We start from the raw sequence: 16,724 nt of genomic DNA, 5'->3' as shown, positions 1-16,724 counted from the left end.
TTTCGGGTGGCCCCCGAAACCACGCTACGCCCGATAAAGGTCGCCGAGATCGACCAGAACGACGTCTCCGCCACTGGCGGCTTCCCGCAGAGCGGGCATGAATCCGGCGGCGCTGTAACACGCCAGCCGTGTGTGGCTGGTGTCGAACTTCCCGGACAACAGCTCGCGGATTCGCCGTAAGCGTTCCAGGTGGCCAAGTCCCATCACATCGTTCCACTTCACCTCACCGATGGATAGCAGGCCTTCGCGACCGTCAGCGCGCTCCCCGAGCACGACCACATCGACCTCGTGGCTCTTCCTCTGCGCGCTGTCGTTGACCGTTCCGCTACCAACCGTGCCGACGTGTCCACCGAACAGGCCCTCGGGAGAGTAGTCGGAAACCCAAGTACGGCAGATCTCTTCGAAATGCGGTCCCAGCACGTTGCTTTCGAAGCGGTGCTGACGACGAGCCCAGAGGCGGTCCGAGCTTCGGCCGCGTTCCCAGTCACTCCAGTCCGGGCGCTGAACAGCCTCATAGAAGGTCAACAATGGTTCAGCGATGCGATAGATCATTCGATTGCCGCGGAACAGATCTCGCTCGCGCCGCAATAAACCGCAGCCCTCCAGCACTGACAGCGGATGGGTGATATCACTGGCCTTGCGGCCAACGTATGTCGCAATCCCGCCACTGGTCGAATTGCCTTGCGCTACCGCCGCCAAGACCGAGTTGTAGAGGCCCAGATCTCGCAACCCCGGCTCCTCGCTGAGCAGGTAACGCGCCTCGCGAAACAGCGGACTCGACGGATTCAGCGCGGTGCGGATTACCCACGGATCGAAATCCTCATTGTCAGAAGGAGCGTCGCCTTCAACAAACTCCCGCCGATACGCGGGAGTGCCACCGACGACGGCATGCACCCGAACCGCCAATCGCGGATCGCTGATTCCCCAAAATTCCGCGGCAAGACGGTAATCCAGAGTCGGCACGATCAACTCCAGCCCCGCACGACCGCGCAGTGGCGCGTCACCGGACAGCAGCGAGCCCATGAAGGACAATGCCGATCCGCACAGGAGCAAACGGGCACGTGAGTTCAACCGCTCCTTCCGCCTGGGCGCCAACGCCGATTGGATAACCGACGGCAGGACCGGACTGGCCCGCGCCGCATAGGGGAACTCATCGATCACGACAGGCACTTCTCGTTCGGTAGACATCGCGAGCAGTGCATCGACCGCCTGCCGCCAATCATCGAACCTGATCGGAAACGGAGACCCGCTGAAGTCACCCACCGCTGCTGCCAAGTACCGCAGAGTCTCAGTCTCCGTTGCCTCCTCGGCAGCGAAGTAAAAGCCACCGGCAGCCTCGCACAACGCCTCCAACAGGAACGTCTTGCCCTGCCGGCGCCTCCCTGAGACGATGCCGAGTGTTGCATGCGGCTGCCCGCTGGTGACGAACCCCGTCAAGGCACGCCACTCCCGATCTCGATCGAACATGTCGACCGGCTTCGCTATCGCCACCCTGCCCCCAATTTTGAGGAAGTACACTTACAATAAGTATACTTCCTCAAATACTCAGCCTCTGAACAGGCAGCACTACTCCACCGCGCAATCACAGCGATACCCCATACATGCGGCACTGTAGTTCACGGAAGTATGGTTCCGCGTTCTCCGAAATCGCGATGGGAGACGCAGCCCGGAGGCTCACGAGCCCTCGATACGACGAAGGCCCGCTTCCCAATCGGGAAGCGGGCCTTCGTATTACGACTCTCGGCCGGGAGTGGACCTTACTTGGCCCGCTCCAGGACCTCGACCAGCCGCCAGCGCTTGGTGGCCGACAGCGGACGGGTCTCCATCAGCTGAACGCGGTCACCGACACCGGCGATCTCGTTCTCGTCGTGCGCCTTCACCTTCGAGGTGGTGCGGATGATCTTGCCGTAGAGCGGGTGCCGGTTACGGTCCTCGAGCTCCACGACGATCGTCTTGTTCATCTTGTCCGAGACGACGTAGCCGACGCGAACCTTGCGGCTGCCACGCTCCGTCTCCTTGGCCGGCGTCTTGGCCGGGCCCTTGGTGTCGCTCATGCGGCGTCTCCCTCAGTCTTGGGACCGGTGGTCAGACCGAGCTCGCGCTCACGCATGACCGTGTAGATGCGCGCGATCTCGTGACGAACCACGCGCAGCCGACGGTTGTTGGTCATCTGACCCGTCGCCATCTGGAAGCGCAGGTTGAACAGCTCTTCCTTCGACTCACGCAGCTTGGCCACGAGAGCTTCCTGGTCCAGATCCCGCAGATCTGCGGCTGGTGTTCCGGTAGCCATCAGAACTGCTCCTCCCTGGTCACGATCCTGCACTTCATGGGGAGCTTGTGCATCGCGCGGCGCAGGGCCTCGCGAGCGGTCTCCTCATTGGGGTAACTCATCTCGAACATCACCCGGCCGGGCTTGACGTTCGCGATCCACCACTCGGGCGAACCCTTACCGGAACCCATGCGGGTCTCGGCAGGCTTCTTGGTCAGCGGACGATCCGGGTAGATGTTGATCCAGATCTTGCCGCCACGCTTGATGTGGCGGGTCATCGCGATACGCGCCGACTCGATCTGCCGGTTCGTCACGTACGCAGGCTCCAGAGCCTGAATACCGTACTCGCCGAACGACACCGCGGTGCCGCCCTTGGCCATGCCGGAGCGGCCCGGGTGGTGCTGCTTGCGGTGCTTGACCTTGCGAGGCATCAGCATGGGTCAGCCCTCCTGGGGTGTCTCAGCCGGTGCATCCGCCACAGCGGTGGCGGCGCGCCCGGCCTCAGTGCTGGTCGCGGTGGTACCGGACGAACCGGACCGACGCGGGCGGTTGGGCCGCTCACGACGCTCACGACGATCACCGGACGGAGCCGCGGCCGCAGTGACCTCGCGCTTGCCGCCGACGATGTCGCCCTTGTAGATCCAGACCTTCACGCCGATGCGGCCGAAGGTGGTCCGAGCCTCGTACAGGCCGTAGTCGATGTCCGCGCGCAGCGTGTGCAGCGGGACCCGACCCTCACGGTAGAACTCCGAGCGCGACATTTCGGCGCCACCGAGGCGGCCCGAGCACTGCACACGGATGCCCTTGACGTTCGGCGAACGCATGGCCGACTGGATGGCCTTACGCATCGCGCGACGGAACGCCACACGGTTGGACAGCTGCTCCGCGACACCCTGGGCGACGAGCTGCGCATCGGACTCGGGGTTCTTGACCTCGAGGATGTTCAGCTGCACCTGCTTGCCGGTGAGCTTCTCCAGCTCGGCGCGGATGCGGTCGGCCTCGGCGCCACGACGGCCGATCACGATGCCCGGACGCGCGGTGTGGATGTCCACCCGCACGCGGTCCCGGGTGCGCTCGATCTCGACCTTCGAGATGCCGGCCCGCTCCATGCCTGTGCCCAGGAGCTTGCGGATCGCGACGTCTTCCTTCACGTAGTCCGCGTACTGCTTATCGGCGTACCAGCGCGACTTCCAGTCGGTGGTGATGCCGAGGCGGAAGCCGTGGGGGTTGATTTTCTGTCCCATTTACTTCGCCCCTCCCTTCCGGCGGGCACGAGCCGGGGCGGCGCTGGCGACGCTCTCGACCTCGATGGTGATGTGGCTGGTGCGCTTGCGGATCCGGAACGCACGGCCCTGGGCCCGCGGCTGGAAACGCTTCATGGTGGCGCCCTCGTCGACGTACGCGGTCGAGATGACCAGCGTCGCCGGGTTCAGGCCCAGGTTGTTCTCGGCGTTCGCCGCGGCGGAGGCCACGACCTTGGCGACCGGCTCGCTCGCGGACTGCGGAGCGAACTTCAGGATGTTCAGCGCATCCTCGACCCGCTTGCCGCGGACCATGTCCACGACGCGGCGCGCCTTCATCGGCGTCACGCGAACGTGCTTGGCGGTCGCGCGCGCGGTGGGGTTCTGAGTTTCAGTGCTCATCGCCGCTTGCTCTTCCGATCTTCCTTGACGTGGCTACGGAACGTGCGGGTCGGCGCGAACTCGCCGAGCTTGTGCCCGACCATGTTCTCCGACACGAACACCGGCACGTGCTTGCGACCGTCGTGCACCGCGAAGGTGTGCCCGATGAAATCGGGGATGATGGTCGAACGACGCGACCAGGTCTTGATGACCTGCTTGGTGTTCTTCTCGTTCTGGACATCCACCTTCTTGAGGAGGTGTTCGTCGACGAACGGGCCCTTCTTGAGGCTGCGTGGCATGTCTTAACCTCCTCCTTAACGCTTCTTGCCGCGGCGGCGGACGATGAGCTTGTCGCTCGGACGGTTCGGCTTGCGGGTACGGCCTTCCGGCTGTCCCCAGGGCGAGACCGGGTGGCGACCACCGGAGGTCTTGCCCTCACCACCACCATGCGGGTGGTCGACCGGGTTCATGACGACACCACGGACCGTAGGGCGACGCCCCTTCCACCGCATGCGACCGGCCTTGCCCCAGTTGATGTTCGACTGCTCGGCGTTGCCGACCTCGCCGACGGTGGCGCGGCAGCGCACGTCGACGCGGCGGATCTCACCCGAGGGCATACGCAGGACGGCGTAGGCGCCTTCCTTACCCAGCAGCTGGATGCTCATACCGGCCGAGCGGGCCAGCTTGGCACCGCCGCCGGGACGCAGCTCCACCGCGTGGATGGTGGTACCGGTCGGGATCGAGCGCAGCGGCAGGTTGTTGCCGGGCTTGATGTCCGCGCCCGCACCGGACTCGATCTTCGTGCCCTGGGTGATGCCCTTGGGCGCGATGATGTAGCGCTTCTCGCCGTCCACGTAGTGCAGCAGCGCGATGTTGGCGGTGCGGTTCGGGTCGTACTCGATGTGCGCGACCTTGGCCGGGATGCCGTCCTTGTCCAGGCGACGGAAGTCGATCAGACGGTAGGCACGCTTGTGACCGCCACCGCGGTGACGAGTCGTGATGCGGCCGTGCGCGTTACGACCACCGGACTTGGTCAGCGGGCGCAGCAGCGACTTCTCGGGCGTCGACCGAGTGATCTCGGCGAAGTCCGAGACGCTGGCGCCACGACGGCCCGGCGTAGTCGGCTTGTACTTACGGATTGCCATGAGTTCTTCTCTACTTTCTGGATTCTCCGCCGCTTACGCGACAGAGCCTCCGAAGATCTCGATGGGCTTGCTGTCGGCCGAGATGGTCACGAGCGCGCGCTTGGTGCTCTTGCGCTGGCCGTAACCGAAGCGGGTCCGCTTGCGCTTGCCCTGACGGTTGGCGGTGTTGACGCTGGTCACCGTCACGCCGAAAACCTTCTCGACGGCGATCTTGATCTGCGTCTTGTTCGAGTCCGGGTGCACCAGGAAGGTGTAGGTGCCTTCCTCGATCAGTCCGTAGGACTTCTCGGAGATCACCGGCGCGAGCAGGATGTCGCGGGGGTCGGCGATGGTGGTCACTTGCTCTCCTCCTGTGCAGCTTCGGCGGGGCCGTGCACGAAGGCGTTGAGCGCCTCGACCGAGAAGATCACGTCGTCGCTCTTGAGGACGTCGCGGGTGTTCAGCTGGTCGGGGGCGATCGGGTGCACGCCCTGCAGGTTCGCCACGCTCTTCCACGCGGTGACATCCTCGCGGCCGACGACCACCAGGATGTTCTTCCGCTCCGACAGCTCGGCGAGGAAGGACTTGGCGGACTTGGTCGAGGGAGCCTGTCCCGCAACCAGTTCGGTGATCACGTGGATGCGCTCGTTACGCGCCCGGTCCGACAGGGCGCCACGCAGGGCGGCGGCCTTCATCTTCTTGGGCAGGCGCTGCGAGTAGTCGCGCGGCTGCGGGCCGTGCACGGTGCCACCGCCGGCGAACTGCGGCGCGCGGGTCGAGCCCTGACGGGCGCGGCCGGTGCCCTTCTGCCGGTACGGCTTCTTGCCACCGCCGCGGACCTCGCCGCGGGTCTTGGTGGCGTGCGTGCCCTGGCGAGCCGCGGCCTCCTGGGCCACGACGACCTGGTGCATCAGCGCGATGTTGGCGGTCGCGTCGAAGATCTCCGCGGGGAGCTCGACGGTGCCGTTGGTCTTGCCGCCCGGCTCTTTGACCGGAAGCGTCAGGTTGGTCTTGGTCTCGGTGCTCATGCCCGGGCACCACCCTTCACTGCACTCTTGACGATCACGATGCCGCCCTTGCGGCCCGGGATCGCGCCCTTGATCAGCAGCAGGCCGTTCTCGGTGTCCACCTTGTGGACCGAGAGGTTCTGCGTGGTCACGCGGTCGTTACCCATCCGGCCCGACATCCGCATGCCCTTGAACACGCGGCCGGGGGTGGAGCAACCGCCGATCGAACCCGGGCGGCGGTGCACAGCCTGCGCACCGTGGGAGGCGCCCTGGCCCTTGAAGCCGTGACGCTTCATGGTGCCGGCGAAGCCCTTGCCCTTGCTGGTGCCGGTCACATCGACGTAGGTGCCCTCTTCGAACACGTCGGCGGACAGCTCCTGGCCGACCTCGAAGGAGGCGGCGTCGGCGACGCGGATCTCCACGACGTGGCGGCGGGGGGTGACACCGGCCTTGGCGAACTGGCCGGAGACCGGCTTGATCACCTTGCGGGGGTCGATGGCGCCGAAGGCGAGCTGCACGGCGGAATAGCCGTCGCGCTCTTCGGTGCGGATCTGGGTCACGACGTTCGGTCCCGCCTTGATGACGGTCACGGGAACGACGCGGTTCTTCTCGTCGAAGACCTGGGTCATGCCGAGCTTGGTGCCCAGGATGCCCGCGGCCGGACGGCTCTTGTTGTCAGTCATATTCGAAGTCCCCGTCACTGAATGTTGACGTCGACGCTGGCCGGGAGGTCGATGCGCATGAGCGCGTCCACCGTCTTCGGCGTCGGGTCGAGGATGTCGATCAGCCGCTTGTGCGTACGCATCTCGAAGTGCTCGCGCGAGTCCTTGTACTTGTGCGGCGAACGGATGACGCAGTACACGTTCTTCTCGGTCGGCAACGGCACGGGCCCGACGACGCGGGCACCGGTGCGGGTCACCGTCTCGACGATCTTGCGCGCCGACGCGTCGATCGCCTCATGGTCGTAGGCCTTGAGCCTGATGCGGATCTTTTGTCCCGCCACGCTGAGTGTCCTTTTCTCCGCTTTCGTCGTGTCCCGGAAGTCGCCTCCCGAAACACCCTCATTTGCATGCCCGAACCTACGAAGACAGCAGACGCATCTCACTACTACGACCGGTACCGACCGATCCATCGCCGCTGTTCATCTGTCATGGTTCATCCGGTCCACGCGGTCGGGCGTGTCGCCCATCCGCTCATTCTTCGGCGCTGGAAGGATTTTCCACTTGCCGTAGAACGCGTCCCGAACGTATCCGCGCCGGACTCGACACCGATACTGAGTGGGTACTGCTCGCCTGCCACCGATAGGCCCTGGTATCCGCCGGTTTTGGCCGACAGACAGACGCCACCCGGTGAAGGCAACCCGACAAGTATGCACGAGGGCCCATACCGACTTCAAATCGGGGTCCCTGTGATACGGACGACGGTGGCCGGGACCCATCGCGACCGGCTCGGTCGGCGTGGATCCCGGCCACCAGCATGCCGGACGACGGAATTCAGAGGGTCAGTGGCAGCCGGCCCGGCCGCAACCTGCGCCACACCACCACCAGGAAGATCAGCAGCCCGGCCAGCGGAAGCAGGCCCAATGTCCAGCTCAGCGGGAGCGGCGGGCCGGGCTGGGAGAGCACCTGGAGATTGCCGAGCCTGCCCTCGCCGTGGCCCTGCGGGCCGTCGATGGTGAAGGTGAAGCTGTAGGTGCCCGGCTCGTTCAGGGATTTGACGTCCAGGCCCCAGGAGTCGCGCTTGCGGGGGTGCCGGACCAGCGGCATCGTCCGGCGGGTGGCGCGGCGGTCGGGGCCGTCGATCTTCAGCGTCCCGGACTTGCCCGCGATGCCGTCGGCGGGCAGGAACGTGAAGTCCAGCGACTGCATCGCCCGGATCGGCCAGGTCGTGAAGCCGACGGTGACGTCGTACGGCCCGACCTGCACGTGTTCGGTGTGCACGATGTTCACCGGCTGATATGCGGCGGCGGGACCGACCGCGACCAGCCCCAGCCCGGCGACCGTCAGCAGCACCACGCCCAACCGGCGCCACCACCCGGTCATCGCGCCTCCCGCGGGGTGCGGGCCTGATCCAGCGGCGCGAGGGTGCGCAGCATGGCGGCGAAGCGGCCGCCGAGGAACCCCGCCAGCAGGCCGAACGGGATGCCCAGGACCACGATGGTCAGGAACGACGACGCGGGCAGGTGCGACACGGGGTCGGTGAGGATCATCTGCAGCGGCAGGCCCGCTCCGAGAATCACCCCGGAGACCAGGCCGGTCACCAGCAGCGTCCGCATCGGCTTCGATGCCCGCGTGCGGGCGACCCAGAACAGGGCCTCCACGGCCACCGCGGCCACGATCAGGAACATCGGCATGATGCTGGGGAACGAGGGCGGGAACGGCAGCAGCCCGTCGCGCAACGGCAGCCCGACGGCCGCGGCGTAGACGTGCGCGGCCCACGGGGAGAACCACCACAGCAGGCCCTGCGCGGCGCTCATCGCGAGCCCGATGGCCAGCGCGGCCCCCGCGCGGCCGATCATCACCGCACCCATGATCAGCAGCATCGGTGCGAACAACACGGTGGCGGCGATGATCGGATCGACCGGCATCGGCAGGTTGTTCAGCGCGTCGGCCGGGATGGGCGCGTACGAGATCAGCAGCACGATCGCCAGGACCAGTCCGGCGCGGCCCCACAGCTCGTCGCGGTGCGCGGAGCAGACGATGATGCTGCCGACCATGGTGGTGGTGATCGATAGGAACAGCGCCACATGCGAGGGCGTGTTCAGCACCGCGTCGAATCCGTAGATCGAATGCCATTCCAGATCGAACAGGCCGTACAGCAGGAACAGCGCCGCGCCCGCGCCGGCGACCATGTAACCGATCGGCGCGGTGAGGGTGCCGCCGAAGACACGGATGGGCGTGCCGCCCGCGCGCGGCACCTCCCGGCCTGCGCGCTGGGCCGAGGTCGCCAGGACGACCATTGCCAGGGCGGCGAATCCGGAGATCGCGCTGCCCGAGTAGAGGAACAGGTGCGGCAGGGTGAAGAAGGTGTCGGGGCCGACGTCGTTGTGCCACTGGATATCCCAGCTGGTGCCGACGGTCGTGGTGATAATGCCCAGCAACACCACCCAGGCTCCGGCGCGGGCGGCGGTGCCGGTGCCGGCGGCGACCGCGATCGGGCGGGCCGCCGGTTTCTCCCGTCCCCCAACGTTTTCGGACTGTCCGGCCGCGTCGAACGGTATGGCTGTACTCATGCCCGCACCTCCCGGCGACCGGGCTCCGGTCTGCGCTCACTCATCGGTGGCGCTCCTTTCCTTCACTTCAGCCACCGATCCATAGCGGTAGCGATAGTTGATCGGTCCCCCCGCCGGCGGCGATGGATACCTGCAGATTCCACGGGCCCGTCATCATGAACGACACATCCGCCGCGCGATAACGACCGGCCCCCAGCTCGGTGGAGGTGGTCGGCGGATCGGAGTACCCCATCCGCGGTTCGATCGCCTGCACCCGGATCACCGCCCGCGGCACCGGCTTTCCGGCTCGATCGGTGACCACCAGATCGATGCTCGTCTCCCCCATCCGATGACTCGCAACGGTGACGGTGACGATGTGATCGGTTGTGCCGCTGTGCAGCACGAGCGCGCCGGGCGGACTCGGCCACACCAGCCACCCGACGAGGGCCAGCAGGGCGGCGACGACAACGACGATCCCCGCGACCTCGAGACGACGGCCGCCGCCGGGTTCGGATTGTGGCAGTGCGGTATGGCCAGCGACCGGCCGGGCGTGCGAATTCGTTGCCGACTGCCAGTTCATCGCGACGCCCCCGATGCGGCGACGTCCAGCACGACCGGGATGGTCAGCACGGTGTAGTTGCGCTCGACCTGAATCCACACCCGGTATTCGCCGGGAGTCGTAAAGGTATAGGTGAAGGGAACTCCCGGGCCGTAGGCGGCCACCGTTTCATCGGGTGCGCTGTCGCCGTTCACCGGAAGCATCAGCATCGCACCACCATTCGTGCCAGGGGTCGCGCTCGAGCTCGGAGCGTTCGTCATGCCTGTCATTCCCGGCATGTCCGGCATGGTGCCCGGGCCATTCATTTCCGCCATCGACATGCCGCCCATGGAGTGGGCGTGGCCCCACACCTGGGCGTTCTGGACGGCGGTGCCGATGTCGGCGTCCGAGGGGGGAAGTGGGCCCGCCACGATCATGTGGCCGACCATGCCGAGCCAGGGCTGTAGGTCACCCGCGCTGCCGACGGTGGCGGTCAGCGTGATCGGGGCGCCTGCGACGGCGTCGGTGGTCACGACGGTGATGGGGGTGGGGCCGACGGCGGTCGTTGCGGTGCCAGTCGTGCCGCCGAGGTGGACCGTTGCGGCGGTGTTCGGCAGCGGTGCAGGGGAATTCCCCTGTTGGACGTCGAAACCGGTTGCGGCGCGGACCATCTGCACGCCGCCACCGCGGCGCGCCAGCTCGGCCGACAGGGCGTAGTGTCCGGCCTCGGGCGGAGTGAGGTGAATCTGGTAGTGGCCCGGCGCTATCCGGATCGGATGCAGGTGAGCCAGCTCACCGGTCGGGCCGACGATCAGCAGGTGGATGAGGGCGCTGTCCTCGATGATCAGGTCGTCGACGGGTGCGCCGGTGGCGGCGTCGGTCAGGTAGAGGTCGAGATCGCCTGCGCGCCCGGCACTCAGGGGCGCGCCGCCGAGGGCCAGCATTACCGGCGGCCGGGAGAAGTCCGAGATCAGCGGCTGTCCGAGGGCGTACGGGTTGCCGACATTGTCCACGCTCGGATCCAGCTGCACACCGGGCTGCGGCGGCAGGGGCAACGAGGAGGACAGCACACCGGCCGTCACCGCCACCGCGATCCCCGCGACCATGCCCCCGGCCGGAAGCAGCGCCCAGGCCGTGCGCCGCGCCCGCACCGCGACCACGATCGACACCGGCAGCAGCACGCCCGCGGCCAGAAATCCGCCGTACACCAGGCGTTCCGGTGGCGTGGTCACCTGTTTGGGCACGATGAAGGGGATGCGCGCCACGCGAGTTCCGTCGCCGACCGCCAGCTCCCAGGGCCCCGGCCGATCCACCCGCAACGTCGCGGAATACATCCCCGGCGCAGCACCGAGGTCGACCGTCCCCCGGCTGGTCGGCGCACCGGGCGCCGGCAACGTCGAGGTCGCCGAGGAGGCCCCGGTCGGCGTGGCATCCAGCGTCAGCTGCCCACCCGCCGTACCCGCATGGGTAACCACCTCGACCTGCAACGGCCCCGGCACCGAGGTAACCCGCCGCAGCACAACGGTCAACTCCCGATCCCCCAGCGTCTGCGCCACCGAAACATCCCCACCCGCCGACGGCGCATCCGCAACCGCGGGCGCAACGCCAACCAGCATGAGCAGCCCGAACCCCCACAACAGCAACGGAACCCGGACCCACCCGGACCACCGCCCGCCGGTCATGGCCTCACCTCGTCCGCGCTCGACACCGCCACGACGGTTCCCGCGATCGCGACCGACGGCAACGCACTACTGGTTCCCCGCACCGCCCCATCGTATGAACCCCGCGCGAACGAATTCATCACCACAGAAGGTGATCCTGCCTCCCCCACACGAGTGATGCGCGCCCCGAATATCTCCGGGTACAGCCCCGACCGACCCCGAGTCCAGCGTCACCGAGCCGGGCGGTGCCGAGCCCCACCGCCACAAGTGCCGACAGCACGCCGATCGCGAACCAGATGACCCACCCCGGGCTGTCCGTCACGGCAGCATCGGCGGTGGCGTGCACGCGCGATGTGAGGCCCGAGTATGCCAGCCAGTTACAGGCCGAGCAGTTCGGCGAGGGTCTCGCCGAGGACGCGGGCCCGCACGGGACCGGGCGGGGTCACTCGTTCGATGGTCTGCCGGGACAGCAGCGGATCGCCGTACGGCGCGTCGGAGCCGAAAAGGGTGCGGTCGGGAATCTCGGTGATGGCCAGGCGGACCGCGAAGACGATGCCCGCGGTCGACAGTTCCAGGTACATGTTCGGGGTATCGCGGACCAGCTCGATCGCGGTCAGCCAGTGTGCGCCGCCGAGCTGGCTGACGATCAGGGGCACTGTCGGATACCGGCGCGCGAGCTCGGCCAGGGTCACCAGATCGGCGTCCGCGGTGGGTGCGGCGCCGTGCACGACCACCGGCAGGACGCCGTGGTCGGATGCGGCCCGCAGCACCGGTTCGAGCAGGCCGGCGCGGCCCGGCGGCGGAGTCAGCTCACCGATGCCGCGGTAGCCGCCGCCGACCACATCCCGCTCGATCGCGACCGCGAGTTGCTCGGCGGACTCGTCGAGCCGGACCGAGCGGAAGCCGATGAATCGGTCCGGATGCGCGGCCAGGGCCTCGTCCAGTTCGCGCCACGCGATCCGGTGGCCGTCGGGTCCGCCCGCCCCGGCATTGCCGCTCATCGCCTCGGTCAGCACCCGCATCTCGCGCCGGTACGAGGGCAGGTCGGTGGCACGCTCGGGATGCGGGCGGGTGGCGAACAACACCGCCTGGTCCACGCCCGCCTCGTCGAGGAGCGCGAGGTGGGTCCCGACCGGATCGTGGACATGGCCATGCGCATCGATGATCACTGATAGCTCCTGGTCGTCTGGGGCCTCGAGGCCGCGGAATACTGCCGCCGAACCAGTGTTGAACCCTGACACCGTTGGAAGGTCAAGCCCGGCAGGCGATTCGAGGGCACCGGAGAACAGGAAAATTGATGCTGATCGGAGAGTTGGCCCGGCGGACCGGTGTGAATGAGCGCCTGCTGCGGCACTACGAGCGCGCGGGACTACTCGATTCGACCCGCCGCGCCAACGGCTATCGCGACTACGACGAATCCGCTGAACAGTCGGTCGGCCAAATCCGCGTACTGCTGGCGGCCGGGCTGCCCACCGCCGTGATCCGGCAGGTGCTGCCCTGCACCCGGGACGACAGTTCGCTGCGGCCGTGCCCGGGCGTGCTGGACACGCTTCGCGCCCGTCTCGACGACCTCGACCAGCGCGCGGACGAGCTGACGCGGGCCAGGCACATGCTGCGCGCGACCATCGCCGCCACCGAGCGCGCCGCGGGCCAGGAGCACACGCCAAGTAACTTACTCTGAAGTAAGATGTCGGCATGACGAAAGAGACCGCCACCTACCGCGGCTGGAAGAAGCTGCCCGACAACCGCATCGGGCACGCGCTGTTCTCGCTCGGCATGGTCGTCCGGGTGCCGTACTTCGGCACGGTCGTCCCGAACGTGAACCGGCTCCAACCGGGCCTGTGCGAAGTGACCGCCCCGAAGTGGTTCGGCATCCACAACCACCTCGGCACCTTCCACGCCATCGCCGCCTGCAACCTGGCCGAGGTGGCGATGGGCATGCTCAGCGAGGCGACTGTCCCCACCACCCACCGCTGGATCCCCAAGGCCATGAACGTCCAATACCTGGCCAAGGCCGACTCCGGCCTGCGGGCGGTCGCCGAACTCCCCGAAATCCCGGACTTCTCCGAGATCACCGAGGGCCGCGACCTGATCGTGCCGGTGTCGATCTACGACAAGTCGGGCGTCGAGGTCGTCCACGCCGACATAACTACCTGGGTGACGCCGAAATAACCCCGTGCCAGGCGAGTACCTCGTCGACAGTTGCAGCGGTAAGTATCCGCTCGGTCCATACGTCGAGCTGATCAATCCCGGCCGCACGCACGGCCCGCTCGACCGCCTCGGAAACCGGGCCGAACTTCAGCGCGAACTGTTTGAGTAGTGTCGCTGCCCGTCCCTCGATACGTCCCTCGATACGTCCTTGATCGCGCCCTTCCGCGCGCAGCATTTCGCCGGTTGTCATGATGACCTCCGTGGCGGCGGGCGGGAATTGGTCGGCGAACTGATCCAGCTCGGCTGGGCGGAACAGCGCATCATGCCGACAGGACGGATCGGGAGCCATGCCACGCACCGTACACGGACCCACCGACAGGTCAAAACTGTTGCCGCACTGGATATTCCAGATCGGTAATGCCAGTTTTCCGGGTGTGTTGATCTTCCATCGCGAGGCCGCGAAACGCGGTGTCCGGAACGGTGACGACACCCGGACAACCTCGTCGCCTCGAACTGTGCCGCCCGATCCGGCCGCCGAACGGACGGGCCGCGATTCCCAACGGTCGTGGCACGGGTGCGGCGACTCCACGTTCGCCTGATTGAATGAAACGCATGAGTGGTCAGCGTGTCGCGGAAGCCGATCTCTGTGTGGTGGGGCTCGGGCCCACGGGGCGGGCGCTGGCGCACCGGGCGATGCGGGCGGGGATGCGGGTCGTGGCGGTGGATCCGCGGCCGGAGCGGTTGTGGCCGCCGACCTTTTCGTGCTGGGTGGACGAGTTGCCGGAGTGGCTGCCGCGGGAGGCGATCGCGCAGCGCATCGAGGCGCCGACGGTGTGGACGAAATCCGCGCACCGGATCGAGCGGCCGTACTGTGTGCTGTCGAAACCGGGTCTGCGCGAGGCGCTTCCACTGGACGACGCGACCGTGCTGACCGGGCGGGCCACCGCCGTCGGGGCACACCGCGTCGAGCTCAACGACGGCACGACCATCACGGCCGCAGCGGTTTTCGACACCCGCGGACTGCCCTCGCCCGGCGCGCGCCGCACCGCCAGCGCACACGGCATCTTCGTCGACGCCGAGACCGCCGCACCGATGGTCGCGGACGGTGAAGGGCTGCTGCTGGATTGGCGCCCGGAGAACGGCGCGGGCCCGGACGAGCCGCCGTCGTTCCTGTACTCGGTGCCGCTCGGCGACGGCACGGTGATCTTCGAGGAGACCAGCCTGGGACTGCGGGGCGGCATGCCGCAGCGGGAGCTGCGTCGCCGCGCGCTGAATCGCCTGGCCGCGCACGGCATCCGGCTGCGCGGTGATGAGCCGACCGAGGCCGCGCACTATCCACTGGATCAGCCCCCGCCGCCCGCCCGCTCGGGCGGGGCGGTGCCGTTCGGCTCCCGCGGCGGCATGATGCACCCGTGCTCCGGATACAGCGTGGCGGATTCACTTGCCCTGGTGGACACCGCAATCGACGCGCTGCGCACGGGTCGGGATCCCGTCCGGGCGCTGTGGCCGCGGCAGGCCCGGCTGGTGTACTGGATGCGCAAGCGGGGCCTGTACGGCCTGGGCCGATTGACCACCGCCCAGTCGATCTCGATGTTCGAGGCGTTCTTCACCGCCTCGCCCCGCCAGCAGCGCGCCCTGCTCTCCGCGCACGACGACTACGCCCCGCTCGCCACCGTGCTGTTCATGACCGTGGCCCGCACCTGGCCGTTCCACTGGCGCTACGACCTGGTCGGCTGGACCAACCGGAACCGCTGGGTGGGTTACGAATACGACCAGGAGCCCGCGGTACTCGATGAGGTCTGAGAAGTAGGCCTTCAACGCCGCGTCTGTCTCCAGCGCTGCGAGCGATCGCCGACGACCCGGGGCACGAGGTCCAGTGCGCAGTCGCGTGCCGGCTCGGCGCAATCAACGCCCCCGACGGGCCGCATCACGCTGCTGCCGGTGACGGTGCCGCTGACGACACTTGGTCAGACCCAATTCTCCGCCCAGTACTTCCAGATGATCGGGGCGTACCCGGCAAGGGGCGGTACCCGAATATCCGTGCCCGCCAACGCCGCGGTGGTGTTGCGGCGGTCGAACCAGCAGCCGAATTCGTTCTGCTCCAGCACCTCACGCGGCACGCCGAGGTACGGCAGCGCCCAGCCGACACCCGGTACCCGGCGCAGCATGTCCAGCGTCTGCCGCGGCATGACCTCGACCAGGTGCGGGGCGCCCGCCTCGTCGGCGAAGAGGTTCAGCACCTCCGCGGCGCTCTGCCGGCGCGGATCGACCAGGTGGTAGGTGGTCCCGGACGCGCCGGGTAGGTGCACGAGGTGACCCAGCGCCCGCACCACGAAATCCACCGGGACCATGTTGGTTTCGCCCAGCTTGGGCACCAGCAGCGGCAGGATCCGGGGCAGCTGGGCCGCCATCCGCAGCAGCCGGAAGAAGTAGTACGGCCCCGCGATCCGATCGATCTCGCCGGTGCGGGAATGGCCGATCACAATCGAGGGCCGGTAGATCCGCCAGGGCACTGCGCAGCGCTCGCGGACAATCCGCTCGGCCTCGAACGCGGCGCGCTGCTCGGCTGTGCTCAGCGTCTGCCCCGCGTCGAACATGTTCTCACCGAACAGCCCGGCCGCCGACCCCGCGACCACGATGCTCGACATATGGTGCAGCGCACCGGCTTCCAGCTGCTCGGCCAACTCGACGACGCGCGCGGTGCCCGCCGCGGACGCCGTGCGATCCGATGCCGCGACGCAGCCCGCACCACTGCGGCCGGCTCCGATGCCACCGCCGACCGCTCGGCCCGATGTCGGACCGATCACGCCCTCGCCCCCAGGGCCGCGCGCCGCTTCCGCCGCATCGTACCCGGCCGCCAGGTGTATCACGTGGTCGATCGAACCACGATGCGCCGCAATCCATTCCGATTCGATACCCAACCCTGGCGCACCCAGGTCCCCGCGCACCGGCCGGACCCGGTCGCCGCCGCCCCACTCCCGCGCGCACCGGTCGAACCGGTAGGCGCAGTCCGCGCCGGGCCGGACCAGCACGTGGATTTCATCGCTACGCTTCAGCAACTCCGAGACGAGATACCGACCGATGCACCCGGTCGCGCCAGTCACCAGGTAAGCCATGCGCCCACACTATCGCGCGAAGTAT

The 16,724-nt window shown here is 67.7% G+C and carries 22 protein-coding genes; 3 read left to right on the top strand and 19 right to left on the bottom strand.

From position 1 onward, the window contains the following. Window positions 1–24 precede the first annotated feature (24 nt). From KO481_RS38375 to KO481_RS38295, 17 genes are all read right to left on the bottom strand, one after another. Window positions 25–1,518 (bottom strand): ATP-binding protein, encoded by a 1,494-nt coding sequence (locus tag KO481_RS38375; RefSeq protein ID WP_308166941.1) that lies wholly within the window; start codon window positions 1,516–1,518, stop codon window positions 25–27. 239 nt (window positions 1,519–1,757) lie between these two features. Continuing rightward, a complete protein-coding gene (gene rpsQ, locus KO481_RS38370; protein WP_215923461.1) occupies window positions 1,758–2,054 on the bottom strand; it encodes a 30S ribosomal protein S17 in 297 nt (98 codons plus the stop codon). Then, complete coding sequence (rpmC, locus tag KO481_RS38365) at window positions 2,051–2,290, bottom strand: 50S ribosomal protein L29 (protein WP_215923460.1); 240 nt, start codon at window positions 2,288–2,290, stop codon at window positions 2,051–2,053. The genes rpsQ and rpmC overlap by 4 nt, the downstream gene beginning before the upstream one ends. Beyond that, window positions 2,290–2,706, bottom strand: coding sequence for a 50S ribosomal protein L16 (rplP, locus tag KO481_RS38360; RefSeq protein ID WP_067819402.1), 417 nt, complete (start codon window positions 2,704–2,706; stop codon window positions 2,290–2,292). The genes rpmC and rplP overlap by 1 nt, the downstream gene beginning before the upstream one ends. A 3-nt stretch (window positions 2,707–2,709) precedes the next feature. Further along, window positions 2,710–3,513 carry a 30S ribosomal protein S3 gene (gene rpsC, locus KO481_RS38355; RefSeq protein ID WP_215923459.1) on the bottom strand — a complete coding sequence of 268 codons (804 nt, stop codon included), beginning with the start codon at window positions 3,511–3,513 and terminating at the stop codon, window positions 2,710–2,712. After that, a complete protein-coding gene (rplV, locus tag KO481_RS38350; protein ID WP_215923458.1) occupies window positions 3,514–3,912 on the bottom strand; it encodes a 50S ribosomal protein L22 in 399 nt (132 codons plus the stop codon). It lies immediately after the preceding gene. Continuing rightward, window positions 3,909–4,190 carry a 30S ribosomal protein S19 gene (rpsS, locus tag KO481_RS38345; RefSeq protein WP_067581272.1) on the bottom strand — a complete coding sequence of 94 codons (282 nt, stop codon included), beginning with the start codon at window positions 4,188–4,190 and terminating at the stop codon, window positions 3,909–3,911. Before rpsS ends, rplV begins: the two co-directional genes overlap by 4 nt. Before the next feature lie 15 nt (window positions 4,191–4,205). After that, complete coding sequence (gene rplB / locus KO481_RS38340) at window positions 4,206–5,036, bottom strand: 50S ribosomal protein L2 (RefSeq protein ID WP_215923457.1); 831 nt, start codon at window positions 5,034–5,036, stop codon at window positions 4,206–4,208. Window positions 5,037–5,069: 33 nt separating this feature from the next. Further along, window positions 5,070–5,375: a 50S ribosomal protein L23 gene (rplW, locus tag KO481_RS38335; RefSeq protein WP_040818433.1), complete on the bottom strand. Its 306-nt coding sequence runs from the start codon at window positions 5,373–5,375 to the stop codon at window positions 5,070–5,072. Then, window positions 5,372–6,043 (bottom strand): 50S ribosomal protein L4, encoded by a 672-nt coding sequence (gene rplD, locus KO481_RS38330; protein ID WP_215923456.1) that lies wholly within the window; start codon window positions 6,041–6,043, stop codon window positions 5,372–5,374. Before rplD ends, rplW begins: the two co-directional genes overlap by 4 nt. Then, a complete protein-coding gene (gene rplC / locus KO481_RS38325; protein ID WP_215923455.1) occupies window positions 6,040–6,705 on the bottom strand; it encodes a 50S ribosomal protein L3 in 666 nt (221 codons plus the stop codon). The genes rplD and rplC overlap by 4 nt, the downstream gene beginning before the upstream one ends. A gap of 14 nt (window positions 6,706–6,719) precedes the next feature. Further along, window positions 6,720–7,025 carry a 30S ribosomal protein S10 gene (gene rpsJ / locus KO481_RS38320; RefSeq protein WP_003938093.1) on the bottom strand — a complete coding sequence of 102 codons (306 nt, stop codon included), beginning with the start codon at window positions 7,023–7,025 and terminating at the stop codon, window positions 6,720–6,722. Between the two features lie 490 nt (window positions 7,026–7,515). Further along, window positions 7,516–8,064 carry a hypothetical protein gene (locus tag KO481_RS38315; protein ID WP_245402132.1) on the bottom strand — a complete coding sequence of 183 codons (549 nt, stop codon included), beginning with the start codon at window positions 8,062–8,064 and terminating at the stop codon, window positions 7,516–7,518. Next, window positions 8,061–9,254, bottom strand: a complete 1,194-nt coding sequence (locus tag KO481_RS38310) for a hypothetical protein (protein WP_245402131.1) — start codon at window positions 9,252–9,254, stop codon at window positions 8,061–8,063. The genes KO481_RS38315 and KO481_RS38310 overlap by 4 nt, the downstream gene beginning before the upstream one ends. Before the next feature lie 67 nt (window positions 9,255–9,321). After that, window positions 9,322–9,813 carry a FixH family protein gene (locus KO481_RS38305; RefSeq protein WP_215923454.1) on the bottom strand — a complete coding sequence of 164 codons (492 nt, stop codon included), beginning with the start codon at window positions 9,811–9,813 and terminating at the stop codon, window positions 9,322–9,324. Beyond that, complete coding sequence (locus KO481_RS38300; protein ID WP_215923453.1) at window positions 9,810–11,453, bottom strand: hypothetical protein; 1,644 nt, start codon at window positions 11,451–11,453, stop codon at window positions 9,810–9,812. Before KO481_RS38300 ends, KO481_RS38305 begins: the two co-directional genes overlap by 4 nt. Window positions 11,454–11,809: 356 nt before the next feature. After that, entirely contained in the window at window positions 11,810–12,601 is a 792-nt protein-coding gene (locus KO481_RS38295; RefSeq protein WP_215923452.1) for an amidohydrolase family protein, read from the bottom strand. Between the two features lie 128 nt (window positions 12,602–12,729). Here KO481_RS38295 and KO481_RS38290 point away from each other — a divergent pair, with 128 nt between their 5' ends. Beyond that, the gene (locus tag KO481_RS38290; protein ID WP_215923451.1) at window positions 12,730–13,113 is read left to right on the top strand and encodes a MerR family transcriptional regulator; all 384 of its coding nucleotides are present in this window, start codon (window positions 12,730–12,732) and stop codon (window positions 13,111–13,113) included. A 14-nt stretch (window positions 13,114–13,127) separates the two neighbouring features. Then, window positions 13,128–13,604, top strand: a complete 477-nt coding sequence (locus tag KO481_RS38285; RefSeq protein WP_215923450.1) for a hotdog fold domain-containing protein — start codon at window positions 13,128–13,130, stop codon at window positions 13,602–13,604. Here KO481_RS38285 and KO481_RS38280 read toward each other — a convergent pair. After that, a complete protein-coding gene (locus tag KO481_RS38280) occupies window positions 13,582–14,073 on the bottom strand; it encodes an RpnC/YadD family protein (RefSeq protein WP_215923449.1) in 492 nt (163 codons plus the stop codon). The two genes, KO481_RS38285 and KO481_RS38280, sit on opposite strands and share 23 nt — an antisense overlap. 113 nt (window positions 14,074–14,186) lie before the next feature. Here KO481_RS38280 and KO481_RS38275 point away from each other — a divergent pair, with 113 nt between their 5' ends. Next, window positions 14,187–15,386, top strand: coding sequence for a lycopene cyclase family protein (locus tag KO481_RS38275; RefSeq protein WP_215923448.1), 1,200 nt, complete (start codon window positions 14,187–14,189; stop codon window positions 15,384–15,386). A 164-nt stretch (window positions 15,387–15,550) separates the two neighbouring features. On the opposite strand, the gene KO481_RS38270 is transcribed toward KO481_RS38275, so the two are convergent. Further along, window positions 15,551–16,699 carry an SDR family oxidoreductase gene (locus tag KO481_RS38270; protein ID WP_245402130.1) on the bottom strand — a complete coding sequence of 383 codons (1,149 nt, stop codon included), beginning with the start codon at window positions 16,697–16,699 and terminating at the stop codon, window positions 15,551–15,553. Between the last annotated feature and the right edge of the window lie 25 nt (window positions 16,700–16,724).

The organism is Nocardia albiluteola, from assembly GCF_018860155.1.
Lineage (GTDB): Bacteria > Actinomycetota > Actinomycetes > Mycobacteriales > Mycobacteriaceae > Nocardia > Nocardia albiluteola.
This window is presented reverse-complemented; position numbering and strand designations above follow the sequence as displayed.